Source organism: Marinovum sp. E3 (genome assembly GCF_055755275.1).
On the sequence record NZ_CM146908.1, the window covers coordinates 723,828 to 746,927 of the forward strand.

24 protein-coding genes are annotated in these 23,100 nt (G+C 66.9%); 19 read left to right on the top strand and 5 right to left on the bottom strand.

Going from position 1 to position 23,100, the window contains the following annotated elements; genetic code table 11:
• Positions 1-5: 5 nt before the first annotated feature.
• Positions 6-710 (bottom strand): hypothetical protein, encoded by a 705-nt coding sequence (locus AC0J5K_RS03575; protein ID WP_274565624.1) that lies wholly within the window; start codon positions 708-710, stop codon positions 6-8.
• A 127-nt stretch (positions 711-837) separates the two neighbouring features.
• The gene (locus tag AC0J5K_RS03580) at positions 838-1,224 is read right to left on the bottom strand and encodes a hypothetical protein (RefSeq protein ID WP_423135776.1); all 387 of its coding nucleotides are present in this window, start codon (positions 1,222-1,224) and stop codon (positions 838-840) included.
• On the opposite strand from AC0J5K_RS03580, the gene AC0J5K_RS03585 reads away from it, so the two are divergent.
• Positions 1,225-2,349 (top strand): HupE/UreJ family protein, encoded by a 1,125-nt coding sequence (locus tag AC0J5K_RS03585; RefSeq protein ID WP_423135777.1) that lies wholly within the window; start codon positions 1,225-1,227, stop codon positions 2,347-2,349. It begins immediately after the preceding gene.
• A 4-nt stretch (positions 2,350-2,353) separates the two neighbouring features.
• Here AC0J5K_RS03585 and AC0J5K_RS03590 read toward each other — a convergent pair whose 3' ends face one another.
• Positions 2,354-3,079 carry a prepilin peptidase gene (locus AC0J5K_RS03590; RefSeq protein ID WP_274565622.1) on the bottom strand — a complete coding sequence of 242 codons (726 nt, stop codon included), beginning with the start codon at positions 3,077-3,079 and terminating at the stop codon, positions 2,354-2,356.
• A complete protein-coding gene (gene rrtA, locus AC0J5K_RS03595) occupies positions 3,072-3,764 on the bottom strand; it encodes a rhombosortase (protein WP_048530034.1) in 693 nt (230 codons plus the stop codon). The genes AC0J5K_RS03590 and rrtA overlap by 8 nt, the downstream gene beginning before the upstream one ends.
• Positions 3,765-3,790: 26 nt before the next feature.
• Here rrtA and gspG point away from each other — a divergent pair, with 26 nt between their 5' ends.
• The 8 genes from gspG to AC0J5K_RS03635 are packed head-to-tail and all read left to right on the top strand — an operon-like array spanning position 3,791 to position 9,003.
• Complete coding sequence (gene gspG, locus AC0J5K_RS03600) at positions 3,791-4,249, top strand: type II secretion system major pseudopilin GspG (protein WP_048530035.1); 459 nt, start codon at positions 3,791-3,793, stop codon at positions 4,247-4,249.
• Positions 4,234-4,698 (top strand): prepilin-type N-terminal cleavage/methylation domain-containing protein, encoded by a 465-nt coding sequence (locus AC0J5K_RS03605; protein ID WP_274565621.1) that lies wholly within the window; start codon positions 4,234-4,236, stop codon positions 4,696-4,698. The genes gspG and AC0J5K_RS03605 overlap by 16 nt, the downstream gene beginning before the upstream one ends.
• Entirely contained in the window at positions 4,680-5,078 is a 399-nt protein-coding gene (locus AC0J5K_RS03610; protein ID WP_274565620.1) for a type IV pilus modification PilV family protein, read from the top strand. Before AC0J5K_RS03605 ends, AC0J5K_RS03610 begins: the two co-directional genes overlap by 19 nt.
• Complete coding sequence (locus AC0J5K_RS03615) at positions 5,075-5,674, top strand: type II secretion system protein GspJ (RefSeq protein WP_274565619.1); 600 nt, start codon at positions 5,075-5,077, stop codon at positions 5,672-5,674. Before AC0J5K_RS03610 ends, AC0J5K_RS03615 begins: the two co-directional genes overlap by 4 nt.
• A gap of 32 nt (positions 5,675-5,706) precedes the next feature.
• The gene (gene gspK / locus AC0J5K_RS03620) at positions 5,707-6,603 is read left to right on the top strand and encodes a type II secretion system minor pseudopilin GspK (protein ID WP_274565618.1); all 897 of its coding nucleotides are present in this window, start codon (positions 5,707-5,709) and stop codon (positions 6,601-6,603) included.
• Entirely contained in the window at positions 6,600-7,781 is a 1,182-nt protein-coding gene (gene gspL, locus AC0J5K_RS03625; protein WP_274565617.1) for a type II secretion system protein GspL, read from the top strand. The genes gspK and gspL overlap by 4 nt, the downstream gene beginning before the upstream one ends.
• Positions 7,778-8,269 carry a type II secretion system protein GspM gene (gspM, locus tag AC0J5K_RS03630; RefSeq protein ID WP_274565616.1) on the top strand — a complete coding sequence of 164 codons (492 nt, stop codon included), beginning with the start codon at positions 7,778-7,780 and terminating at the stop codon, positions 8,267-8,269. The genes gspL and gspM overlap by 4 nt, the downstream gene beginning before the upstream one ends.
• Positions 8,266-9,003 carry a type II secretion system protein N gene (locus AC0J5K_RS03635; RefSeq protein ID WP_274565615.1) on the top strand — a complete coding sequence of 246 codons (738 nt, stop codon included), beginning with the start codon at positions 8,266-8,268 and terminating at the stop codon, positions 9,001-9,003. The genes gspM and AC0J5K_RS03635 overlap by 4 nt, the downstream gene beginning before the upstream one ends.
• Before the next feature lie 5 nt (positions 9,004-9,008).
• Here AC0J5K_RS03635 and bamD read toward each other — a convergent pair whose 3' ends face one another.
• Positions 9,009-9,530: an outer membrane protein assembly factor BamD gene (gene bamD / locus AC0J5K_RS03640; RefSeq protein ID WP_170850494.1), complete on the bottom strand. Its 522-nt coding sequence runs from the start codon at positions 9,528-9,530 to the stop codon at positions 9,009-9,011.
• Between the two features lie 218 nt (positions 9,531-9,748).
• Between bamD and AC0J5K_RS03645 the strand changes: the two genes are divergently transcribed.
• From AC0J5K_RS03645 to AC0J5K_RS03690, 10 genes are all read left to right on the top strand, one after another.
• Positions 9,749-10,510 carry a type II secretion system protein N gene (locus AC0J5K_RS03645; protein ID WP_274565614.1) on the top strand — a complete coding sequence of 254 codons (762 nt, stop codon included), beginning with the start codon at positions 9,749-9,751 and terminating at the stop codon, positions 10,508-10,510.
• The gene (gene gspD, locus AC0J5K_RS03650) at positions 10,497-12,425 is read left to right on the top strand and encodes a type II secretion system secretin GspD (protein WP_074834460.1); all 1,929 of its coding nucleotides are present in this window, start codon (positions 10,497-10,499) and stop codon (positions 12,423-12,425) included. Before AC0J5K_RS03645 ends, gspD begins: the two co-directional genes overlap by 14 nt.
• Positions 12,426-12,429: 4 nt before the next feature.
• Entirely contained in the window at positions 12,430-13,893 is a 1,464-nt protein-coding gene (locus AC0J5K_RS03655) for a GspE/PulE family protein (protein ID WP_274565613.1), read from the top strand.
• Complete coding sequence (locus AC0J5K_RS03660) at positions 13,890-15,107, top strand: type II secretion system F family protein (protein WP_274565612.1); 1,218 nt, start codon at positions 13,890-13,892, stop codon at positions 15,105-15,107. The genes AC0J5K_RS03655 and AC0J5K_RS03660 overlap by 4 nt, the downstream gene beginning before the upstream one ends.
• 309 nt (positions 15,108-15,416) lie before the next feature.
• Positions 15,417-16,151: an FCD domain-containing protein gene (locus AC0J5K_RS03665; protein ID WP_074834467.1), complete on the top strand. Its 735-nt coding sequence runs from the start codon at positions 15,417-15,419 to the stop codon at positions 16,149-16,151.
• A gap of 231 nt (positions 16,152-16,382) precedes the next feature.
• A complete protein-coding gene (locus AC0J5K_RS03670; protein ID WP_139211157.1) occupies positions 16,383-17,417 on the top strand; it encodes a zinc-dependent alcohol dehydrogenase in 1,035 nt (344 codons plus the stop codon).
• A gap of 3 nt (positions 17,418-17,420) precedes the next feature.
• The gene (locus tag AC0J5K_RS03675) at positions 17,421-18,191 is read left to right on the top strand and encodes an SDR family oxidoreductase (protein ID WP_274565611.1); all 771 of its coding nucleotides are present in this window, start codon (positions 17,421-17,423) and stop codon (positions 18,189-18,191) included.
• Positions 18,192-18,442: 251 nt separating this feature from the next.
• A complete protein-coding gene (locus tag AC0J5K_RS03680) occupies positions 18,443-19,963 on the top strand; it encodes a sulfatase-like hydrolase/transferase (RefSeq protein ID WP_274565610.1) in 1,521 nt (506 codons plus the stop codon).
• A gap of 11 nt (positions 19,964-19,974) precedes the next feature.
• A complete protein-coding gene (locus AC0J5K_RS03685; protein WP_274565609.1) occupies positions 19,975-21,129 on the top strand; it encodes a mandelate racemase/muconate lactonizing enzyme family protein in 1,155 nt (384 codons plus the stop codon).
• A 29-nt stretch (positions 21,130-21,158) separates the two neighbouring features.
• Entirely contained in the window at positions 21,159-23,078 is a 1,920-nt protein-coding gene (locus tag AC0J5K_RS03690; RefSeq protein WP_274565608.1) for an ABC transporter substrate-binding protein, read from the top strand.
• Positions 23,079-23,100: the final 22 nt, after the last annotated feature.

A 23,100-nucleotide genomic window follows, 5' to 3' on the forward strand; every position in this document is an offset into this window, starting at 1 on the left:
AGCGGTCACCTGCCCGAAAGAATACCAAAATACGCGTGGCCGTCCGGCAGGTCCGCTATGAATCGGGACCGGCCCGGGTTGGTTTCGACGAACCCCCGGAACGCACTGTCGGTACGGGTTACAATGTGACTTCCGCCAAGTGCCTCAGCCAAATTCTTTTCAATGTCCCCGCCACAGCCGTCCGCGGAAAGCGCGAGATCGGCACGACCGGGGTTGTTTGGCGCCAGAATGGACCAGATGTAGTTTCCGCTGGGCGGCGCACTCACTGGCGCCGCGCCGCGCCAGGCCTCGATCAACCCGCTCAGCGCCGGCGTGGCGGCAATGCGGAAGACAAAGCGGGTTTTGCCGTCGGGTTCGAGATAGGCGATCTCGACGGTAAATGTCGGAGGCGAAGGGATCGTGCCATCGTTGGGCACCATGGCGTGACGCGGCTGCGTGCGGGAAATATCCGCCAGGGCGCTTTGATATGCCTCTACCCCAAGGTCGACAAGTTGGGACCGGCCGAGCATATTGTTTCCGTCGTTCCAGAGCGCACGGCTCAATGTGCCGTCCGGGCTGATCCTGAATCCTTCGCGAAGATAAGAGCCGGCATCAAGCTGCCCGATGACCACGTCGATGCTGCGGGTGTCGCGAGTCTCGCATGCGGCCAGCGCTGCACCCGGAATGACCAGGCTGAAAATTAAAAAGAATAGCGGCAGTATATTCCGCACGACCGGACTCCCGGTTAAACGATAAAATCTATGAGAAGAGGATAAACGCCGTATTGTCCCTGCGTCAACTCTTGCTGTAACGCTTTGTTAACGTGAAGTTTATTATGGCGATGATCGGCATTTCGACTCAGTTGGAACAAGCGGAGCGCGATTGCGGGTGCAGATTTGGCAATCCACGGACATTGTTGCGATACTTGACGGAGTGTCCAAAGATTGCATCCATAGAGTGTCCGTACCCGGGCGCTGGCCTCACCAAGGCGCGCGCGGACTGCGGTCGCGGTGAAAAAGGATGCCGGTGATGCCGGCCGCGCAAATTATTGTCACACTTACCAAGTAATTCGGTGACTTGAATTTTATCAACCCGGAGCCTTGCGAATTCATGCGGATTTGTTTTTCCAAGCGACGTCCCCGCCTTTTCCCGGCGCAGCGGGCAATCTATATCCTGACGTGTCTTTTCCTTGTCATCGCCGGTGCGGCGCAGGCGCATTTCAGCCTCGGCACCAAGATCCGCCATATGTTTCTGAGCGAGGCGGAGGGCCTGACCGAGGTTCTTGTCTTTTCGCCGATCCCGCTGGTTTTTGCCGATGTGCTGAGCGGCGAAAGGGACACCGAGGGGTTTCTTGCCACCGTCGGCCCCGCCGATGCGCCCGGCGTCATTCTTTTGCCCGAGGCCGCCAATGCCGCGCCAGAGGCTTTTGCCGCGCGACTGGCACAAAGCCTGCGCTGGCGGGTCGGCCCACGCGAGATCACGCCCGAGATCGAGGCGTTCCGTATCCTGCCGGGGCCGCCGCCCGAGGGGCTGGCCTCGGTCGAGGCGGCGGCCGCGCTGCTGGCCACGCCGTCGCCCGAAGGGCCGGTGAGCATCGGTTCGGGTTATGTCGCCATGCGGCTGCGGCTGGACGCGCAGGCCCTGCTGCTGCCCCTGACGGTAGAGGCCGGATTGCCGGCGCTGACCCTGGCCGAAGGTGTCAGGATCGACAATCATGTGGTCGATGCCCGCAGCGACACGCCGCGCAGCTTCACCCGCCCGGGCCAGCTCGAACGGCCGCTGACGCTGCCCGAGGGCTGGATCGGCTGGGCGGCGGAATATGTCTATCAGGGCATCGTTCATATCCTCGAAGGGATCGATCATGTCTTCCTTGTGGTGGCCATGTCGCTTGCCGCGACGACCGCGCTGAGCCTGCTGCGCAACATCACCGCCTTCACCCTGGGCCATGCGGTCACGCTGGCCGCCGGGTTCCTTGGGTATGCCCCGAGGAGCGCGTGGTTCATCCCCGCCGTCGAGGCGGCGATTGCCGCGACGATCATCATGGCGGCGATCACCAGCTACCTGCGGATGCGCGCCTCTGCCACGATTTACGTGCTGATCGGCCTGCTGCACGGCTTCGGGTTTTCCTTTGTTCTCGCCCGGTTGCTGGGGCCCGGCTCGCCCGATCTGGTGCCGGCTCTGGCGGCATTCACGGTCGGGATCGAGATCGGCCAGCTGGCTATCGTGGCGATGGTGCTGGCGTTGTTCTGGGGGCTGCGCCAGGCCACCGCACCGGGGGCCGAACTGGCCCGCAAGAGCGTTCTGGTGATCCTTGGTCTGGTGGCAACCTACATGGTGGTCGAGCGGATTCCGGCGCTCCTGGGCGCCTGAGTCGTCACCGCCACAGCAGGACAAGCCCCGCCGCCGCGCAAAGAAAGACGCCGAAGGGCAGGGGCGTGTCGCGGTTGGCGCGGCCGAAGACCCCCAGCGCCGCCGCCGCCAGCCCGGCCAGCGAGGCCAGCAGGCCCACCCAAGGCAACGCCAGCACGCCCAGCCCGGCGCCGATGCCGGCGGCCAGTTTCACGTCGCCCAGCCCCAGGCCCTCACGGCCCCGGAGGCCCTGATAACCCCAGCGCAACGCCAACAGCGTCACGGCGCCGATTGCCCCGCCGACAAGCGCATTGCCCGGGCCCCGGCCGTCCAGCCACGCCAGCCCCAGCCCGAGGGCAAACAACAGCCCGGTCATCACATCCGGCAGCCGCAGGCAGATCAGGTCGGTCACTCCCAGCGCCAGCAACAGCCAGAGGTATCCGAGGGTCAGCGCCAGCCCCGGCCAAGTCTCTGTCACCACGATGGCCGCCAGCGCCGCGGCGATCGCCAGAACCTCTGCCGCCAGCAAGCGCCAGGGCAGGGCGGTGCCGCAGTACCGGCAACGCCGCCTGCGCAAGAGGAAGGACACCACGGGGATCAGGTCACGCGCCGCCAATCGCCTGCCGCAACCGGTGCAGGCCGAGGGCGCCGAGAGCGAGCGCCCGTCACAGCTGCGCTCGGCCCAGACTGCCAGGAACGAGCCCACCGGCCCGGCCAGCAACACGGCAAGCCAGAGCCAGAGATCATCCATCGGCGGTGACCGCCGCCGGCAGCGCCGCCGCTTCGCGCTCGGCATGGATCAGCGACAGCATCAGGCAGACCAGCCCGACACCGAGCCGCGGCCAGAACGGCCCCTCGCGCGCGGCCAGCGCTCCGCCCAGGGTGCCCAGCGTATGCGACACGAAGCTGACCCGCCCGCCAATCGCCGCATCGGCGCCCGGCACCGCGCCATTGAAGAATTCCTGCCCCAGCTTGGCCGCGACGCAGGCCAGGATCAGCCCGCCGAACCAGCGTGGCCCGGTCCGCAGCATCACCAGCCCGCCAAAGGTCATCACGCCATGGGTGATGCCGGAAAATCCGACATAGGTGACCCCGGCTGGCATCAGCGCCAGCCAGCCCAGGCTGATCGCCGCGCCGGAGAGCAGGATCGCGCGCGCCAGCATCCGGGGTGTCAGGATCGACCACAGGCTGACCAGGATCAGCCCCAGCCCGAGGATGTTGAGATGGGTGTGCACACGACTGAGATTGACCAGATGCGCGGTCACCAGCCGCCAGAGCTCGCCCCGCAGCACGGCGTCATTCTCCAGCAGGAAAAGCCGCCGCAGCGCCGCACCCCCCAGATCGGTCACCAGCATGACAAGCGCGATTGCAACCGCGATGCCGACCAGCCGCAACAACATTGAGCGCTGCTCAATCATCGGATAGGCTCGATGCATGTTCTCCTCGCGGCATTGATAATTCCATGATTGAAAACAACCACATTCCCTCGAAAACGCAAGGCCGGGACGCGGGCTTCTCGCTGTTGGAGCTTATGGTCGTCGTGGTCATCATGTCGATCCTCGCCCTGGTCATCGTGCCCCGGGTGATCGACCGGCCCGATCAGGCGCGCGCGGCGCGGGTGCAGACCGATCTTTCGGTGCTCAAGAGCGCGGTCGAGCTCTACCGGCTCGACAATTTCCGCTATCCCACCACCGAACAGGGGCTTGCCGCGCTTGTCGAACGGCCAAGCCAGCCGCCGGTGCCCGAGAATTATGCCAGCAAGGGCTATATCGACCGGGTGCCGCGCGATCCCTGGGGGCGCGCGTACCAATATCTTCAGCCCGGTATCCATGACAGTTTCGACATCTTTTCGCTTGGCGCCGATGGGCGCGAAGGCGGCAGCGGAAGTGACGCGGATTTGGGGACATGGCAGGTCGAATAACGCCTCAAAGCGGGTTTTCGCTGGTCGAACTGATGATCGTCGTCGCGGTCCTGTCGATCCTGAGCCTCGGCGCGGTGCTGGCCATCAACCTGCGCGATCCGCGCGGCAGCCGCGACGTGGCCTGGCTGGAACAGACCTTCGCGACCGCACGCCGCGAGGCAATTCTGACCCGGAGGGAGGCGCGCTTTGCGATCAGCCCGACCGGAGTGACGCGGATGGCGCCGGGAGAGGACGGATGGCAGCCCGAGGGGGCCGAGTCCGCGCTTGACGGTCTGGTTACCGCCACCGCCGGCTATGGCGCGCTGCGGGATGATCTGGGCCGTGTAATCATTGCGCTGCTGCCCGACGGCCGCACCAGCGCGTTCGACCTGCGGCTCGAAGCCGGACGGCAGGTCTGGACCTGCGCCGCCGATGGCTGGGGGGCGCTGGCATGCGACGGCGAGAGCTGAGACAGGCAGATGCGAAACGGGCGCGCGAGCGCGGCTTGACGCTGATCGAGGTGACGGTGGCGGTGCTGGTGCTGTCGATCGGCACCGTGGCGGCGCTGCGGGCCTTCGATGCCGCCCGGTTTCAGATCGGCGGCGCACCGGAGCGGCTCTTTGCGCAGCAGGTGGCGCTCAATCGTGCGGCGGAGTTCCGGGCGCTGGGCGCCGAGGCCGCGCGCGGCCTGCCCGAGACCGTCACCTATGCCGGCCGCGACTGGCAACTTGCGGTGACCGAGACCGAAACCCTCGGCGGCTACACCGAGCTCAGGATTCAGGCGGTTGGGCCCGGGGGCGAAGGCGCGCTGGTGGTGGGCTTTGTTGGCGAAGAGGAGGCGGCAGGATGACATCCGAACGCGGGCTGACCCTGCTGGAACTGACCGCCGCGCTGGCGATCTTTTCGCTGATCGCGGTGATGGGGTTGCAGGCGTTGAGCGCGACGGTGCTGTTGCAGGACCGTCTCGGCACCCGCCATGCCGCGACCTGGGAGCTGGGCGAAGCGCTGACCCGCCTGCGCGCGGATTTCGACGCGCTGGCGCCCTTTGCCTTTGTACCGCCGGACGGGCAGGACGACCGCCAGCCGGCTTTTGTTGCCGATGCCGCCAACGGCCGCTTCAGCCTCTCGCTTGCCGGTGTCGGGCGGCTGCCCGGCACGCAGGAGACCGGGCTGGGCCGGGTCGAATGGCGGCTTGACGCGGCCAGCGGCACCCTGCGCCGCCGTTACTGGCGCGACCTGGCGCCGTTCAATGCCAGCGTCGCCGGGCCGGACCAGGTGATCCTGCGCGACGTCAGCGCGCTTCAGGTCCGGGCGCTGACCGAGACCGGCTGGGTCAGCGATTTCGGGCTGGAGGAGGCCGCCTCGCGTACCCGGTTGCCCCGGGCGGTGGAAGTCACGCTGAGAACCGGCGATCACGGCGATCTTCGGATCGTGGCGGCGCGATGATCCGGTGGCGGGATAGCGGCCGTGATCGGGGCGTGGTGCTACTCAACGCGCTGCTTCTGGTGGTGGCGATGACCGCTGCGGCCAATACCGTGTTGTCGCTCGCGGTGGGCGATACCACGCGCCTGGCCGCCATCCACGGTGGCGATCAGATGGCGCTCTATCTCGATGCGGGCACGCCGCTGGTGTCCCAGGTGCTGACGGCCGATTGGGAAGCCGGCGCCGAGATCGACCATGGCGGCGAGATCTGGGCCACCGAGGGCTATTCGGTGCCGATCGACCGGGGTGTGCTCGCCGGTCGCATCACGGACCTGCAAGGCCGGTTCAACCTCAACTGGCTGGCCAGTGACAACGCCGGCCCGGCGCAGGCGGCCTTCGAGCGGCTGATCCGCCTGCTCGGGCTGGATATCCGGCTCGGTCGCGCGGTGACCGAGCATCTGCGCCCCGGCGGCCCGGCCAATCCGGCGCCCTATTACAACCGCGCCCTGCCGGTGACCGCGCCCGGCGGCACAATCGCCACAATTGCAGAGCTGCGCCGGGTGCCGGGGATGACCGAGGCGGCCTTTGACACGCTTGCGCCGCATGTGGCGGCCTTGCCGTTGGGCACCGGGCTCAACGTCAATACCGCCAGCGCGCCGGTGCTGGCCGCTGTGTTGCCGGGCGCCGCGCTGCGCGATGCCGAGAAGCTCTTAAGCGAGCGGGCGGCCGCGCCCTTTGCCTCTGCCGGCGATTTCGCCAGCCGCGCCGGCACGATCCTGCGCCGCGAGGTCGCCGCCGGTCCGGCCCCGCGTGATTTTCGCGTCGTGAGCGAATATTTCGCCGCCGCACTCGATGTCGCACTGGACGATCAGCGCCAAAGCCGGATGATCTGGCTGCATCGCAGTCTCAGCAGCGGCACGGTAACGGAAACCTATAGAATGACATTGCCATGAAGGGCCGCAAGACGAGGACCACGCCGGATATCTGGCGGATGGACAGCGGCGATGCGCCGCCCCCAAGCGGCGCATTCATCGCCGTGGTGCCGGGCGAGGCGGCGCCGCTCTTTCCGCTCGATCTGCCGGCGCGCCTGCGCGGCGGCATCCGCAACCAGGTCGCCCGCCAGCAGGTGGAAAACCTGCTTCAGGACAATCTCGACGCGGTCGAGCTTCGGGTGAACCGGCCCGGGCGCGACGGCGCGGCGGCGGCGCTTGTGGTCACGGCAGAGCGCGCGCGCGACTGGCGTGACCGGCTGAGCGAGCAGGGCCGGCGGGTCGCCGCGCTCTTGCCCGACTATCTGGTCCTGCCGGTGGTGGCCGAGGGCTGGGCGCTGCGCTGTTTGCCCGAGGGCGAACGGGTGCTGGCGCGGCTCGGCCCGGCCGATGGCTTTGCCGCCGGCCTGCCGGTGGCGCTGGCGCAGCTCCGCGCGGTCCTGGCGCGATCCGGGGCGCCACAGCGTGTCTACCTTTGTGACAGCCCGGTGTCCGAGACCCTGCGCAGCGTCCTCGAAGCGACCTCGGCCGAGATCCACGCCGGCTGGCCGGACGAAGCCGCGCTGCTGGGCCATGGCGAGGCCGATTTCAACCTGTTCCGCGATCCTGCTGCCGACCGGATGGCGGTGCGGCGGCAGGTGCGGCGCTGGCGCGGGCCGATGGCGGCGATGGCAGCCGGGCTGGCGGCGCTGGCGGCGGCGCTCTGGATCGACGGCGCGCGGATCGAGGCCGCGGCCCAGCGCCAGCGCGACGCCGCCACCGAGGTGGCGCGCGCGGCGTTCCTGCCCAGCGGGCCGATCCTCAATTTGCGGCTTCAGGTGGGCCGTGTCGTGGCCGAAAGGCAGGCGGCCGAGGCCACCCCGGCGCAGGGGGTGGGCTCGATGGATGTGCTGCACGCCGCGGCGCAGGTGCTGGCGCAGAGCCCGGTCACCCTGCGCCGCGTCACGCGCACCGCCGGCACACCGCTGCGGGTCGAGCTCGAGGTTGGCGACTTTGCCGCGCTCGAGCGGGTGGTCGCGCGGCTGAACGGGGGCGCAACCCGGGCGCGCGTGGTCAATTCCTCGGCTGAGGCCGATGCGCGGGTAGCGGCGCTGGTGGAAATCGTGGCGGCGCCGGGTGCGGCGGAAAGGGGGCTGCGATGATCCCGGTCTCGGACAGCCTTGCCGCGCTCAGCCGCCGTGAACGCGGGCTGTTCGGCCTGTTGGTGGCGGGCGCCCTGCCGCTGGCGGTGGTGTTTTTGGTGCTCCTGCCGTTGGTCGAGGCCCGTCAGGCCGCGAGCCAGAGGCTGGCCGAGGCGCGCGAGCTGCATCTCTGGGTCAGCACCCAGGCGCGGCTGTATCCGCCAGTGGAGGATCCGGCCAGCGAGGCCGGTCCGCGGCCCGCTGCGGGCATGTCGGGGCTGGAACAGAGCCTTGTTGACGCCGGTCTGCGCGCGGCGGTCTCGTCGCTGTCGAACCAGGGTGCGGACCGGGTGGCATTGCGTTTCGACCGCGTGGCCTTTGGCCGGTTCATGCCGTGGTTTGCGGGGCTGGCGGACACCGCGGGCTACACCCCCGAGAGCTTTTCGATCGAGAGCCTCGGCGCGCCGGGCTATGTCGCGGTGGCGCTGGTTCTGGAGCCGGGGGCATGAGGGTGCTGCTGGGCATTTTCGGCCTGCTGGTCGGCCTGCTGTCGGCGGTGGCGCTGTTTGGCGCGGTCGGCCATCTGCGCCAGGCCGCGCCGGAGAGCCTGCCGCCCTGGACGGCCGGGCTGGACGACGCCGCGGGGCTGGTCAGCGGCCGTGCCGAGGTGGCGGCCGGAACGCCATGGCCCGAGGATATCGCGCTCACCTGGGCCTGGGCCGGCCTCGAGGCGGGCGCGCCGCGCTGGCGGGTGACGGCCGGCACGACCGGCGCGCAGGCTTCGGCACATCTGCTGCTGCCCGCCCCGTTCAGTCATGCCCGGCTGCAAGGCGGCAGCGGCAGTCTCGACCTGGCGGCGCTGCCGGCTCTGGGTGCCCGCGGCGAGGTGCGGCTGGACCGGCTCGAGGCCAGCGTCGTCACCGCCGCCCGGCGGTTGGAGCGGCTGACCGGGGCGGGGCGCATCCTCGGCGCGTATTATGATGGCACGCTGCTCGGCAACGGCAGTTTCAACATCGCCACCGACGCCGGCGGCGCCTGGCGGCTCAGGTTCGAGCTGGCGGGGCCCGCGGTCGCGCTCGAGGGCCGGTTGTCGGGCCTGATCGGCGGTGCCGAGGCCACGCTGGATGCGCGGATCACCCCGCGCGAGGCGATGCCGGAGGCCTGGCGGCAATCGCTCGACCTACTGGCCGACCGGCTCGAGGCCGGCGGCTGGCAAGTGCGGACACGTCTGCCGCTGCGCTGAGGCGCTTAGCCCAGCGCGGCGAGTTCACTGGTGATCAGCGCCCGGCGCCGGGCCATCGCCTTGCCGATGTCGAGCCCGGGATATTCCGCCAGCAGCTCATCGAGCGCCGAGGCCGCCGCTTGCAGGCGCTGGCGGGTGGCGGCGCCCCGGTCGCCGGCGGCAATCGCGCTCCGGGCGATCTCGTGGTCGGCCGAGGCCGCCACCGCCAGCGCCATGCCGCGCACCGGCCCGGTCTGCGACGCGGCCAGGCTGCGCGCCGCGCGCGAGGCGGCTTCGTAGTCGCCGCCACGCAGCTGGGCGTGACTCAATTCCAGCATCAGCCGGGCCTCGACCGCGCCGGCGGGGTAGTTTTTCAACAGTTTCTGATAGCTGCGGGCGGCCGCATCATAACGCCCGGTTTCCAGGGCATCGCGCGCGGCGAAATATTGCTGCTGAAAGCCGCCACCGGACGGGGCGGCGAGATCCGTACAGCCCGAAAAGCCCAGCAGGGCCAGTCCGACCACGGCCGGAACGCGGAGTCGTGCCATGCTCATACCCATTGAATTGATTTGAAATTCTGCCTCTTTTTTTCTAAACTATATCAAAAGTTCGCGTTGGTTCAATCTGCTGGAAATTGTCTTTCATTCACAGGGGACCGGGCGCAACACTATAATATACTCGCCAATGAGGCTGGCGGCATCCATGGAGGAGCGAAGCGCAACTCGTGTTTCGGGCAGATCACATTCTATCGCTTGTCGGATCCGCCGTGTTGGGGCTGGGCGGGGGCGCCTTGGCGCTGATCCTGACCGCGAGCCCGGAAATCCCGCTGAGCCGTGTCACCTTTGATCCGACTGCCCGCGCCGAGGCCGCCGAGAGCCGCGCCGAGTGGCTCTGGCCGGCGCTTTTCGGCGAGATCCCGCCGGAGCCGGTGGCCGCCACCGAAACCGCCGCGCCCGAGCCTTCACCGGATTTCAGCCTCAAGGGGCTGGTGGCGGGCGGCGAGGGGGGCTGGGCCATCGTTTCGGCCGACAGCGGCGATCACCTGGTCAGTGTCGGCTCGGTGCTGCCGGGCGGAGCCAAGGTGATCGAGATTCAGCCGGATGGCGTGCGCATCTCTCTGGATGACAAGGAATTTCTGATCGGGTTCGACGAAGAGGCCGAGGCGCCGATGGTTGCGGCAGAACTCGCGCCAGCGCCGGCGGTGCAAAGTGCCAGCCTGTCGCTCTCGGCGCTGCGCGACGACGGGTTCCAGCGATCGCTTGGGCTGGCCGGGGGCTCGAAGATCGTCGATCAGGGCAACGGCAATCTGGCGCAGCAGATTATGTGGGTGCGCAACGGGCGGCTCTATGACAAGGTCGGGTTGCGCAAGGGCGACATCATCCTGACGCTGAACGGCGTACCGGCGGGCGATATCGACGCGCTGCGCCAGGCCGCGCCGGAGCTGTTGCGGCAACGTGATTTCGAGCTTGAGCTTCTGCGGGCCGGGGCGCGCATGACATTGAAAGTGCAAATTGATGAAGACAGTTGAGCGTCTCTTTCTTGCCGGGTTGATCTGGCTCGCGGTGGCCACGACCGGCGCGGCGCAGGTCAAGCTCGACATGCGCCAGGCCAACCTGCGGGATTTCGTCTCGATCGTCGCCGACAGCACCGGGCGCAATTTCATCCTCGATCCGCGGGTGCAGGGCACGGTCACCGTGCTGGCCCCGCGCGAGGTGACGCCGGCGGCGCTCTACGAGATCTTTCTCAATGTGCTCGAACTCAACCGGCTGACCATTGTCGAGGGCACCGAGGCCGACCGCATCGTGCCGCTTGATGTCGCGCGCGAGCTGGCGCCGCCGCGGGTGGTGGGCAGCGGCGGCTATCAGACGCGGGTGATCCCGGTCAACAACGTGCCGGTGACCGACATCGTCGACGTGATCCGCCCGCTGGTCGCTGGCGAGGCGGTGCTGACGGCGGTGCCGGATGCCAACCTGCTGGTGCTCTCCGACCGGCTCGAGAGCTATCAGCGGATCTCGGCGCTGGTGGCCCGGCTCGACACCCCGCGGAGCGACGCGATCGAGACCATCCGACTGCAAAACGCCAATGCGGTGGAGCTGCTGGCGGTGGTGCAATCGCTCGATCTCGGGCCCGAAGGTAGCAATGTCTCGGCCGATTCCCGCGCCAATGCGCTGGTGGTCTCGGGCGACAAGGCCTATCGGCAGCGGGTGCGCCGGCTGGTCGGCCAGCTCGACACGCCGCAGCGCAGCTTTGCCACCGTCGTCGTGCGACTGAACTATGCCGATGCCAAGGAGCTGGAGCCGGTGATCCAGCGCTCTTTCGGCGCCGCGACGGGCGAAGACGGCAGCTCGGGCGGGGAGATCAATATCGTCGCCGAGCCGCAGCAGAATTCTCTGATCATCACCGGCCCGACCGAGCGCATCCAGACCGTGGCGCAATCCATCGCGGCGCTCGATCAGAAGCCCAGCCAGGTGTTGATCGAGGCGGTGGTCTTCGAGCTGTCGGTCGAGAATTTCTCGGATCTCTCGGTGCAGTTCGGCGCGCTGCTCAACGATGCGCTGGTCGGCGGGGTGGAGTTCTCGCTCGACGGTCGCCCGACGCTGACCGGGTTGGTCAGCTCAGTGCTTCAGGGCAATATCTCGGCGCCCGGCAGCGGCGGATTCCTGGGTGGCCGGCAGGTCAGGGGCGAGTCCGGCATCGGCGGCTTTCTTGCCGCGCTGGCCAGCCAGAGCTCGACCCGGCTGCTGTCGACCCCCTCGATCCTGACGCTGAACAACGAAGAGGCAAGGATCGTCGTGGCGCAGAACGTGCCCTTTGTCACCGGCAGCTATTCCACCGTCGGCGACAGCGCCATCCCGAATGATCCCTTTCAGACCATCCAGCGCGAGGATGTCGGCCTGACGCTCGAAGTGACGCCGCAGATCACCGCCGACCACAACGTGCGGCTCAAGATCAATCAGGAGGTCTCGAACCTGACCAATTCCGCCTCTGCCGCCGGCGGCGAGATCACCTCGAAACGGACACTGTCGACCAATGCCATCGTACGCGACGATCATGTGATCATCCTCGGCGGGCTGGTCGAGGACGGCTCGGGCGTCAACGATCAGCGGGTGCCGGGGCTGAGCCGGGCGCCGATCATCGGCAATCTTTTTCGCGGCCGCAATGTCGCGTCGGGGCAGCGGGTGCTGCTGATCATGCTGCGGCCCCGCATCCTAGACAGCGCCGAGGAGGCGACGCGTTACACCCGAAAGATCGCCCGCGAGGCCCGGCTTGTGACCGAGCGGATCGCGCCGCGCGACGATGGCCGTTATCCGACGATCCCCGAGGGCCGGCTGCCCTTCGACGGTGCCGATCTGAACCAGCCGTTCGAGGCCGGCGCCTCGGACAACATGGTGATCGAGCGGCTGATGCCGGCCCTGCCGAAAAGGCTCGAATTCAGCAGGTGAGGGCATGAGCACAAGGGCACAGCTTCCGTTCGCCTTCGCCCGCGACCATCAGGTTGTGCTGTCCGAAGGCGCCCTGGTGGCCGGGCCGGAAGCCACGCCCACCGGGCTGCGCGAGGCCCTGCGCCGCGCCTTTGATGCCCCGGTCGATTTCACCCAGCTCGACGCCGACGCTTTTCAGGACAGGCTGATGGCCGCCTATCAGGGCAATGGCCAGGACGGGCCCGAAGAGGTCGAGGCGCAGGACAGCGTGGTGCTGGACGACAGCTCGCTCGAGGCGCCGCCGACCGATTTGCTCGACACCGGAAGCGACGCACCGGTGATCCGGCTGGTCAACCATTTCCTGCGCCGCGCGGTCGAGGCCCAGGCCTCGGACCTGCATGTCGAGCCGCATGAAGGCGGGCTGCGCGCGCGCATCCGGGTCGATGGCACCTTGCAGACGATCTATGACCGCGCCGGCGCCCCGGCACGGCGGGTGATCTCGCGGCTCAAGGTGATGGCCGGGCTCGACATCGCCGAGACCCGGCTGCCGCAGGACGGCCATATCGCGTTGCGCTATGGCGGGCGCTCGATCGATGTGCGGGTCTCGACCCTGCCGGGCAACTACGGCGAACGAGTGGTGATGCGGGTGCTCGACAAGACCGCCGGGCTGATGCCGCTGGCCGATCTCGGGCTGCGCCCGGCGCAGGTGGCCGAGCTCGAGGCGCTGAGCGCCGCGCCGCATGGCATCGTGCTGGCCGCCGGGCCGACCGGCGCGGGCAAGACCACCACGCTCTATTCCCTGCTCAAGCTCGCCAATCAGGCCGAGCGCAACATCCTCACCGTCGAGGACCCGATCGAATACGATCTGCCGGGCATCAACCAGAGCCAGATCCACGCCGAGATCGGGCTGACCTTTGCCGCCGGGCTGCGCGCCGCGCTGCGCCAGGACCCCGACATCATCCTGGTCGGCGAAATCCGCGATCAGGAGACCTCGAGCGTCGCCGCGCAGGCGGCGCTGACCGGCCATCTGGTGTTCTCGTCGGTGCACGCCAATTCCTCGGTCGCGGCGATCATCCGGCTGCGCGACCTCGGGCTCGAGGATTACCTGATCGCCGCCACCGTCCGCGCGATTATCGCGCAGCGGCTGTTGCGTCAGCTCTGCCCCGCCTGCCGCCGCGCGGCACCGCCCGATGCGGTGGCCCGCGCGGCTTTTGACGCGGTGGAGATGAGCCCCCCGGCCGAGGTCTTCCATGCCGAGGGCTGCCCGGAGTGCAATGGCAGCGGCTATGCCGGACGGGCCGGGATATACGAGATCGCCACGGTGACAGACGCGCTGCGCGCCGCGATTGACGAGGGCGCGCCGGAACAGCGGCTCAAGGCGCTGGCGCTCACCCCGCAACAGACACTTCTGGGCGAGGCGCTGCGCCTGGTCAGCGCCGGCACCACCGATTTCCGCGAGGTGGCGCGGGTCGTGGGCACCAGCCCGTGACCGCCTTTCGCTACACCGCCTATACCGCTTCGGGCCAGCGCCGCCGCGGTACATTGGTGGCCGAGACCCGGACCCAGGCCAATGACCAGCTGCGCGCCAAGGGGTTGTTTCCGGCCGAGATCGAAGCCCGCGCCGCCGGGCGCCGCATCGCCTTTCTGCGACCGCGCACCGTGCTCAGCGCCGATGAACGCGCGGTTTTCACCCGTCAGCTCGAGGTGCTGCTCTCGGCCGATATCGCGGTCGACATGGCGCTCGAGACGGTGAGCAGCTCGGGCGGATCGCAGCGCATAGAAGCGGTGGCCAATGCCGCTCGCGCCGCACTTCAGGAAGGCGAGAGCCTGAGCCGGGCGCTGGGTGACAGCGATGCCGGGTTTCCGCCGTATTTTTTGGCCGCCATTGCCGCCGGCGAGACATCGGGCGAGCTGGCACGGGTGGTCAACGAGCTGGCCCACCACCTGGAAACCGCCGGACAGGACCAGTCGCGCCTGGCCACGGCGCTGATCTATCCGGCCTTCGTTGCCGCCGTCTCGCTGGTGGTCTGCGCCATCCTCGTCACCAGCGTCGCGCCGCAGCTGGTCACGATGTTCGAGGCGACCGGCCAGCCGCTGCCGGGGATCACCCTGCGTCTGCTGGCGGTTTCGCACTGGCTGCAAGCCAACTGGCTGGCCTGCCTGGTTGCGGTAATCGTGGCCGGGACCGCCGCGCGGCTGGCGCTGCGCGTGCCGCGCCTGCGCGACCGTTGGGACGGGTTCCGCCTGTCATTGCCGATTGCCGGCCGGCTGATCCGCAACGCCGCCGCACTGCAATATCTCCGGACCCTGGCGCTGGTGATCTCGAGCCGGCAGACCGCGCTTGATGCGGTGCGCAGCGCCGAGCGTGTCCTGACCATCCGCCGGTTTCAGCGCGAGGCCGCCGAGGTCTCGGTGGCGCTGCAACGGGGCGAAAGCCTCAGCCGCGCCCTGGCGCAGCTGACGGTGATTCCGCCGGTCTGCTGCCAGCTGATCGGCGCTGGCGAGCAAAGCGCGCGGGTGGCGCCCATGGCCGACCGCGCCGCGCGGCTGGTGGCAAGCTGGCTGGAGAACGACCGCAAGCGCATCGCCGCGCTGATGGACCCGCTGCTGATGATGATCGTCGGCAGCTTCGTTCTGGTCGTGGTGCTGGCGATTCTGTTGCCGATCTTCGATCTGCAAGCGATGGTGGCGGCGCCGGGCTGACATCGGCGCGCCTCGGGGATGCGCGGCGGAGCCGGTGACACCGCTGTCGAGCCGTATCTGGGCGATCACCAGTTCGAAATGCGTGTGATCGCCTTGCGTTGCATCGCTGAGCACCTCGGAGAGCGGCAGGGTGAACAATTCGGCGGTGACGGCTTCTATCCTGGGCATACATTATCCTCCTGCCTTCGTTTGGTCTCGCCAAATTATCTACATATACGTCAATATTGTAAGATATTGCTCGCCTTTCCGATATTTGGTAAGTCCATTGTCGCAGCTTGTTCTGCCTGGATTCACATGGGATAAATCCGCATGAGCGACATTCAGCCAGCCTCTTCCGAATCTCAGGTCGCGCCGCGCGAAAGCGCGGTAGAGCGGGTGGTCGCCGCCATCGAGGCGCAGATCATCTCGGGTGAGTTGAGAGACGGGGAATCGCTTCCGGCCGAGCGCAGCATTGTCGAGGCCATGGGCGTCAGCCGCCCGGTGGCACGCGAGGCGATCAAGATCCTCGGCAGCAAGGGCCTGCTGGACATTCAGCCGCGTCACCGGCCGATCGTGCGCAAACCCGATGCCCATACGGTGATGGATGTGCTGGGCGGGCTGGTTGGCCATCTGACCGGTCAGGCGGGCGGGGTGCGCCAGATTTTCGATGTCCGCATCTTTGTCGAGGCCGGGCTGGTGCGCCAGGCCGCGACCCGGGCCGACAAGGCCGATATCGCCAGGCTGCGCCAGGCGCTGGAGGCCAATCACACCAGCATCGATGACTCGCTGGCCTTTTACGAGACCGACACCGCCTTTCATGGTGTGCTCTATTCGATCCCAGGAAACCCGATCTTTCCGGCGATCCACAACGCCTTTCGCGACTGGCTTGATCTGCGCTGGCGTCAGATGCCACGGCTGCCGGAGCGCAACCAGCAGAACTACGAGGCGCATGCGCGGATCCTGGAGGCGATCCTCGACCGCGATCCCGACCGCGCCGAAGCGGCGCTGCGCGATCACCTCGAATCGGCGTGGAAACAGGTCCGCGATACTTTCGACGATCTCTAGGTCTCGGGCGCTCCGGTAATTTGGCTGTGCGGTGGCGTCCTTGGGCGGACGGCCTGCGCTCCCCTTTGCTGTTTTAAGTTCTCAGAATTTTGGTAATACCATGCGTGGCAGATAGGTGGCATTTCGCGCAAAAATCGTGAGGAGTTGACATGCATCCTCATTTTTGGTCATACCATAAATCAAGATTGGCCGCCGGTGAATGGCGGGCGCGAACCAGAGGAGACTTTCCGGATGACCGACACCCAGATCCATGCCGCCTTTTACCGGGGCGACCGGCGCTTTGACGTCGCCCAGAAGCCTGCCCCGGCGCCTGGGCCGGGCCAGGTTGCCCTGCGCATCGCCTTTTGCGGCATCTGCGGCACGGACATGCATGTCTTTCACGGCAACATGGACGCCCGCGTCGGATTTGAACGCATCATCGGCCATGAGATGTCGGGCACGGTCGAGGCGCTTGGCGCGGGTGTCGAAGGCTTCACGAAGGGGCAAAAGGTCGTCGTGCGGCCGTTGGATCATTGCGGCGACTGCCCGGCCTGTGACGCCGGCCACACCCATATCTGCCACAATCTGAAATTTCTCGGCCTCGACACCGATGGCGCGATGCAGGAGGTCTGGAACGTGCCGGCCCATACCCTGCATGCCCTTCCCGATGACATGCGGCTCGACCATGCGGCGCTGATCGAGCCGGTGGCGGTGGCCTGTCATGATGTCCGCATGGCCGATCTGACGGCGGGCGAGGACGTGGTTGTCATCGGCGGTGGCCCGATCGGCGTACTGGTGGCGATGGTCGCGCGCGAGGCGGGCGGCAAGGTAGTAATCTCCGAGGTCAATGAAAACCGTCTGGCGATTGCCGCCGACATGGGCTTTGACGTGGTGAACCCGGCCAAATCCGACCTGGTTGCCGAAATCGGCAATCGCACCGGCGGCAAGGGTGCCGACGTGGTGTTTGAAGTGTCGGGCAGCCAGCCCGGCGTCGATGCGATGACCGATGTGGCCGCCACCCGCGGGCGCATCTGCATGGTGGCGATCCACGCCAAGAAACCGCAGGTCGACATGTTCCGCTTTTTCTGGCGCGAGTTGCAGCTGATCGGTGCGCGGGTCTACGAGGCGGCGGATTACGACAAGGCGATCGCGCTGGTGGCCTCGGGCGCGATTGCTGCCGACAAGGTGATCACCGATGTCAGCCCTTTGGCCGAGATCCAGCGGGCCTTCGAACAGCTCGATGCCTCGCCGACCGCGCTGAAGAGCCTGATCAAGGTGGGGGCCTGAGCCATGGATGTTCTGAAATCCTTTGACCTGTCCGGCAAGACTGCGCTGGTGACCGGCTGCAAACGCGGCATCGGCCGCGGCATGGCCGAGGCGCTGGCGCAGGCCGGGGCGGATATCGTCGGTGTTTCGGCCTCGCTCGAGGTTTCCGGCTCCGAGGTGGAGCAGGCGGTCACGGCGCTGGGCCGCCGCTTCACCGGCTACCAATGCGATTTTTCCGACCGCGCGGCGGTGACGGCCTTCGCCGCGCAGCTGGATAGCGATGGCGTGGCACCGGACATCCTCGTGAACAATGCCGGCACCATCAAGCGCAAGCCGGCCGCCGAACACCCCGACGCCTGGTGGGATGAGGTGATCGAGGTCAACCTCTCGGCGCAGTTCATCCTGTCGCGCGAGATCGGCCGGGGCATGGTGGCGCGCGGGTCCGGCAAGATCATCTTCACCGCCTCGCTGTTGACCTTTCAGGGCGGTATCACCGTGCCGGGCTATGCGGCGTCCAAGGGCGGGGTCGGCCAGCTCACCAAGGCCTTGGCCAATGAGTGGGCGGGCAGGGGTGTCAACGTCAATGCCATCGCGCCGGGCTATATCGCGACCGACAACACCCAGGCGCTGCAAGACGATCCCGCGCGATCGAAATCGATCCTCGAACGTATCCCCGCCGGACGCTGGGGCCGGCCCGAGGATTTCGCGGGTCCGGCGGTGTTCCTGGCCTCGGCCGCATCGGATTACGTCAATGGCGAGATCCTCACCATCGATGGCGGCTGGATGGGGCGGTAGGCCGACCCGCGTCAGAGCGCCGGTCCCGCCGGCCCCGGCCTTTTGGAAAGCCGCCCCACTTCGGGGCGGCTTTTACGTTTGTCGAGGGTTTTTGAAATTTAGAGCGATGAACACAATAAAATCGTCGACTATCTTGAAATCTTCATATAACTATTAACCCGGGGGAACACCGAATCCCGGGAGGAAGAGATGAACGGCGTTGCACCGGCCTTGGCCGAACAGAGAGAGTGTGTCTGCTTGGGGGTCGCCCCGTGAGCCGCACGCCCGACATCCTCTTGATCACAACCGATCAGCAGCGCGGCGACTGCATCGGCGGCGCCGGCCGCCAGGTGCGCACCCCGAACATCGACCGGATCGCCGGTCGCGGCGCACGGTTCGATACCTGCATCACGCCGCATCCGATGTGCCAGCCCGCCCGCGCCTCGATCCTGACCGGCAAGCTGCCCTACAGCCACGGCGTGCGCGACAATGGCCGCAACCTCGATCCGGCGCTTGCCGAAGAGGGGCTGGGCGGACTGTTTGCCCGCGCCGGCCACGACACCCGCTTCATCGGCAAGGCGCATCTTTCGACACATGAGACCTTTGCGCCGACCGGCGCCGCGGAATGCTACAGCTCGGTCGCGGATTACGACGGCGATTGGGCCGGGCCGTACATGGGCTTCGAACGGGTCGATCTCACGCTCAGGCCGCACCATCACTGCGGCTGGAAGGACCGGCCGTATACGCTGCACTACGAAAATTTCCTCGACCAGGACGGCAGGGGCGGCGACCGCTGGGCGCAGGCCAAGGACCGGGTGTCGCCGCTGACCGAGCACAAGCAGGTCTGGCGCTCGGCGCTGTCGGAGGAGTGGTTCTCCACCGCCTGGGTCGGCGACCGGGCCATCGACATGCTCGAGGAAGACCGCGACCGGCCGCTGATGTCCTGGATCTCCTTTCCCGATCCGCATCCGCCTTTCCTGGCGGCGGCGCCCTGGGCCACGATGTACGACCCGGCCAAGGTCGATCTGCCGCCGCACCGGGCGCTCGATCTCGACCGGCGGCCCTGGTGGCACCGCGCCTTTCTCGAAAGCCCGGCGCGGCGCAACCAGAAGCGGCCGCATGCCGGCGACCAGCCGTTTTGGGGCAACGACGATGCCTTGCAGGACAAGGATCTGCGCGACGTGATCGCGGTCTACTACGGCATGATCGCCGCCATCGACATGCAGGTCGGGCGCATCCTCGATCACCTCGAGGCCTCGGGTCGGCTCGAGAACACCATCGTGATCTTCACTTCGGATCACGGCGAATGGCTGGGCGATCACGGCCTGCTCTTGAAGGGGCCGATGCTCTATGACGGTCTGCTGCGGGTGCCGCTGGTGATGGCCGGGCCGGGGGTCACGCGGGGGCGCCTTGATGCGCCGGTCTCGACCCTCGACCTCCGCGCCACCCTGGCCGAGCTTTGCGGGCTGAGCGCCTCCGCCGATGACGGAACATCACTCACCGACGTGATGCAGGGCGGCGCGCGCGAAGTGGCGCACAACGAATGGGAGGTGGATGCCACCCGCAGCGGCGTCGATCTCGATCTGCGCACGGTGCGGTCTCGCAGCCACCGCCTCTCGGTCGACCTCAATAGCGGGGCGGGCGAACTTTATGATCTCGCCGCCGATCCCCACGAAATGACCAACCTCTGGGATGATGCCGGAGCCGCCGCCATGCGCGACCGGCTCTGCGCGACAATCGCGACTGACCGCCCCGCAATGATCCCCGCCGCGCCCCGCGTCGGCTGGCACTGAAAAGGACCAAGATGACCAAGATCGCCTCGATAGAACCGCTTCACGCCCGTGTCGGCATCCGTAACCAGCTTCTGGTGAAGGTGACGACCGAGGATGGCCTGTACGGCTGGGGGGAATCCGGCCTGTCCTGCCGCGAGGGCGCGGTGGCCGCCGCCATTGCCCATTTCGCCGATTTCCTGGTGGGCAAGGATTCCCGCCAGATCGGGCGGATCTGGCAAGAAACCTACCGCAGCCAGTATTTCGAAGGCGGGCGGGTGTTCACCGCGGCCATGTCGGCCATCGACATCGCGCTTTACGACATCCTCGGCAAGCGGCTGGGCGTGCCGGTCTATCAGCTTCTCGGCGGCAAGCAGCGCGACGAGATCCCGACCTTTCCGAGCTGTCAGTCACCGGACATGGACGAGCTTCTGTCAAAGGCGCGGGTGCTGGTCGATGCCGGCTGGGACTGCCTGCGAATCTATACCGGTGATTTCGACGGCGACGCGGTGTTCGACCCGCGCCAGAACCTGAACCGCGCGGCCAAGGAACTGATCGCCATGCGCGAGGAATTCGGCCCCGACCTCTGCCTCGGGATCGATTTGCACCACCGTCTGTCGATCGCCGAGACCGCGGATTTCTGCAACCGCCTGCCGGCCGGCACGCTGGATTTTCTCGAAGAGCCGATCCGCTGCCAGACGCCGCAGGCCTATCGCACCCTGCGCGGCATGACCAATATCCCCTTTGCCGTGGGTGAGGAGTTCGCCTCGAAATGGGAGGCCGCGCCTTACATCGAAGAGGGGCTGACCCAGTACATGCGGCTCGATATCTGCAACATCGGCGGCTTTACCGAGGCGATGAAGGTCGCCGGCTGGTGCGAGCAGCATTACATCGACCTGATGCCCCACAACCCGCTTGGCCCGGTCTGCACCGCGGCCACGGTCCACATGGCCGCGGCGGTCCCGAACTTCAGCTGGGCAGAGACCCGGCAGGGCCCGACCGAAAGCCTCGGCTTCCACGATCCCGAATTGTTCCCGGTTCAGATCCCGCTCGACGGCATCACCTACAAGGTGCCCGACAGGCCGGGGCTGGGGGTCGAGGTCGACGAAGAGAAGATCCGGGCATCCCGGCCCACCCATGTCGAACCGCCGCATCTGACGCGGCCGGACGGCTCTGTCACCAACTGGTGATACACTTCAACGGAGGAGGAGAAAGACCAATGAAAAACAGATGGAAATGGACCACGCTCGCTAGCGCGCTTGCAATGGCCGTCGCCAGCCACGCCGCGGCCTATGAGCAGGCGCCGGTTCTGGACGAAAAGGTTTCTGCCGGCGAACTGCCGCCGGTGGACGAACGCCTGCCGGCGGAACCGCTGGTGATGGACACCATCGAAGGCCCCGGCGAATACGGCGGCACCCTGCGTCGCGCCATCCTCGGCGGCGGCGATCAGCACAACATGGTGCGCACCATCGGCAGCGACAACATGGTGCGCTGGTCCCCCGACTGGTCCGAGGTGCGGCCCAATATCGCCAAGTCCTGGGATGTCTCCGACGACGCCTCGAAGTTCACCTTCCACCTGCGCGACGGGATGAAATGGTCGGATGGCGCGCCCTTTACCGCCGATGACATCATGTTCTGGTACGAGGATGTCTTTACCAACACCGATCTGACGCCGAACAAGGACAGCACCTTCATCGGTCCGGCCGGCCCGGTCACCGTGCGCAAGATCGACGACGTCACCGTCGAATTCGATTTCGGCGCGCCCAACGGGCTGTTCCTGCAAGCGCTGGCCTATGGTTTCGGTTATCACCCGACCGCCTATCCGAAACACTACCTCAGCCAGTTCCATGCGAAATACAATGACGACCTGCAAGCGCTGGTCGATGCCGAGCCGGCGGCGGCGGACTGGAAACAGCTGTTCAACCTCAAGGCCGGGCCGATGGACACGCCGCTTTTCTGGCAGAACCCGGATCGCCCGACGCTGCATGCCTGGCATCTGACCAATGCCTATGGCGCCACCGACCGCGTGGTCGCCGAGCGCAACCCCTATTACTACAAGGTCGACAGCGAAGGGCAGCAACTGCCTTATATGGACCGGATCACCTATGATCAGGTCGAGGATGTGGAAACCATCCTGCTCAAGGCCTTCAACGGCGAGATCGACTATATGCTGCGCCACCTCGGCCGGCCGTCGAACAAGGCTTCGCTGACCGACAACATGGAACGCGGCAAATACGGGTTCTTCGACGTCGGCGATCTTCCGGCCAACATCATGATCCTGATGATGAACCTCAACCACACCGATCCGGTGAAACGCGAGGTGATCAACAACAAGGATTTCCGCATCGGCGTCAGCCACGCGATGAACCGGCAGGAGGTGATCGATCTGCTCTACTTCGGGGCGGGCGAGGCGGCCCAGACCGCGCCGCGTGAAGGCACCGAGCTCTACAAGGAGGAATACGTCAAGCAGTACACCGAGTATGACGTCGAGAAAGCCAATGAATATCTCGACAAGGTGCTGCCCGAGAAGGATGCCGAAGGCTTCCGCCTTGGCCCGGACGGCGAGCGCTTCTCGCTGATCTTTCTGGTCGCCGATGTGTTTGGCCTGCAATATCCCGACGCGATGGAGCTGATTGCCGGCTATGCGCGGGACGTGGGGCTCGACTTCCAGATCCGCGCCACCGACCGGTCGCGGCTGATCGAATTGCACACCTCGAACGATTTCGACGCCTATCTGTGGAATTGTTCGGGCGGGCAGGCGGATGCCTATACCTCGCCGATCTGCTACGTGCCGACGATCTCGAACTCGGTGAGCTGGGCCCGGGAATGGGCGGCCTGGGGTGTCGATCCGACCACCGGTGAAGAACCGCCGCAGGAGGTCAAGGACATCTTCGAGACCTATCGGCAGGTCCGCGCCGCGGCCACGCCGGAAGAGCAGAAGGCGCTGATGCAGCAGGTGCTCGACATGGCTGCGGATCAGTTCTTTACCATCGGCATGGTGCAGAACGACCCGGTCTTCGGCATCGCCCGCAACAATGTGCGCAACGTGCCCGATCCGCTGCCGATCGCCGGTCAGCTCTGGTTCCCGGCACCCTATACCGCGCAGATGTACTTCGAAGGTGGCACCAACCTGCCCTGATCCGAAGTACAGTGACGGGGCG

Excerpts from the sequence above, each read along its gene's own strand:
- AC0J5K_RS03690 (WP_274565608.1), top strand. The coding sequence starts at position 21,159 with ATGAAAAACAGATGGAAATGGACCACGCTCGCTAGCGCGCTTGCAATG.
- AC0J5K_RS03605 (WP_274565621.1), top strand. The coding sequence starts at position 4,234 with ATGGCAGGTCGAATAACGCCTCAAAGCGGGTTTTCGCTGGTCGAACTG.
- AC0J5K_RS03585 (WP_423135777.1), top strand. The coding sequence starts at position 1,225 with ATGTTTCTGAGCGAGGCGGAGGGCCTGACCGAGGTTCTTGTCTTTTCG.
- AC0J5K_RS03675 (WP_274565611.1), top strand. The coding sequence starts at position 17,421 with ATGGATGTTCTGAAATCCTTTGACCTGTCCGGCAAGACTGCGCTGGTG.
- AC0J5K_RS03610 (WP_274565620.1), top strand. The coding sequence starts at position 4,680 with ATGCGACGGCGAGAGCTGAGACAGGCAGATGCGAAACGGGCGCGCGAG.
- rrtA (WP_048530034.1), bottom strand. The coding sequence starts at position 3,764 with ATGCATCGAGCCTATCCGATGATTGAGCAGCGCTCAATGTTGTTGCGG.
- AC0J5K_RS03670 (WP_139211157.1), top strand. The coding sequence starts at position 16,383 with ATGACCGACACCCAGATCCATGCCGCCTTTTACCGGGGCGACCGGCGC.
- gspG (WP_048530035.1), top strand. The coding sequence starts at position 3,791 with ATGATTGAAAACAACCACATTCCCTCGAAAACGCAAGGCCGGGACGCG.
- AC0J5K_RS03685 (WP_274565609.1), top strand. The coding sequence starts at position 19,975 with ATGACCAAGATCGCCTCGATAGAACCGCTTCACGCCCGTGTCGGCATC.
- gspD (WP_074834460.1), top strand. The coding sequence starts at position 10,497 with ATGAAGACAGTTGAGCGTCTCTTTCTTGCCGGGTTGATCTGGCTCGCG.
- AC0J5K_RS03580 (WP_423135776.1), bottom strand. The coding sequence starts at position 1,224 with ATGGCGGATCTTGGTGCCGAGGCTGAAATGCGCCTGCGCCGCACCGGC.
- AC0J5K_RS03635 (WP_274565615.1), top strand. The coding sequence starts at position 8,266 with ATGAGGGTGCTGCTGGGCATTTTCGGCCTGCTGGTCGGCCTGCTGTCG.
- AC0J5K_RS03655 (WP_274565613.1), top strand. The coding sequence starts at position 12,430 with ATGAGCACAAGGGCACAGCTTCCGTTCGCCTTCGCCCGCGACCATCAG.
- gspL (WP_274565617.1), top strand. The coding sequence starts at position 6,600 with ATGAAGGGCCGCAAGACGAGGACCACGCCGGATATCTGGCGGATGGAC.
- AC0J5K_RS03615 (WP_274565619.1), top strand. The coding sequence starts at position 5,075 with ATGACATCCGAACGCGGGCTGACCCTGCTGGAACTGACCGCCGCGCTG.
- AC0J5K_RS03665 (WP_074834467.1), top strand. The coding sequence starts at position 15,417 with ATGAGCGACATTCAGCCAGCCTCTTCCGAATCTCAGGTCGCGCCGCGC.
- gspM (WP_274565616.1), top strand. The coding sequence starts at position 7,778 with ATGATCCCGGTCTCGGACAGCCTTGCCGCGCTCAGCCGCCGTGAACGC.
- bamD (WP_170850494.1), bottom strand. The coding sequence starts at position 9,530 with ATGGCACGACTCCGCGTTCCGGCCGTGGTCGGACTGGCCCTGCTGGGC.
- AC0J5K_RS03590 (WP_274565622.1), bottom strand. The coding sequence starts at position 3,079 with ATGGATGATCTCTGGCTCTGGCTTGCCGTGTTGCTGGCCGGGCCGGTG.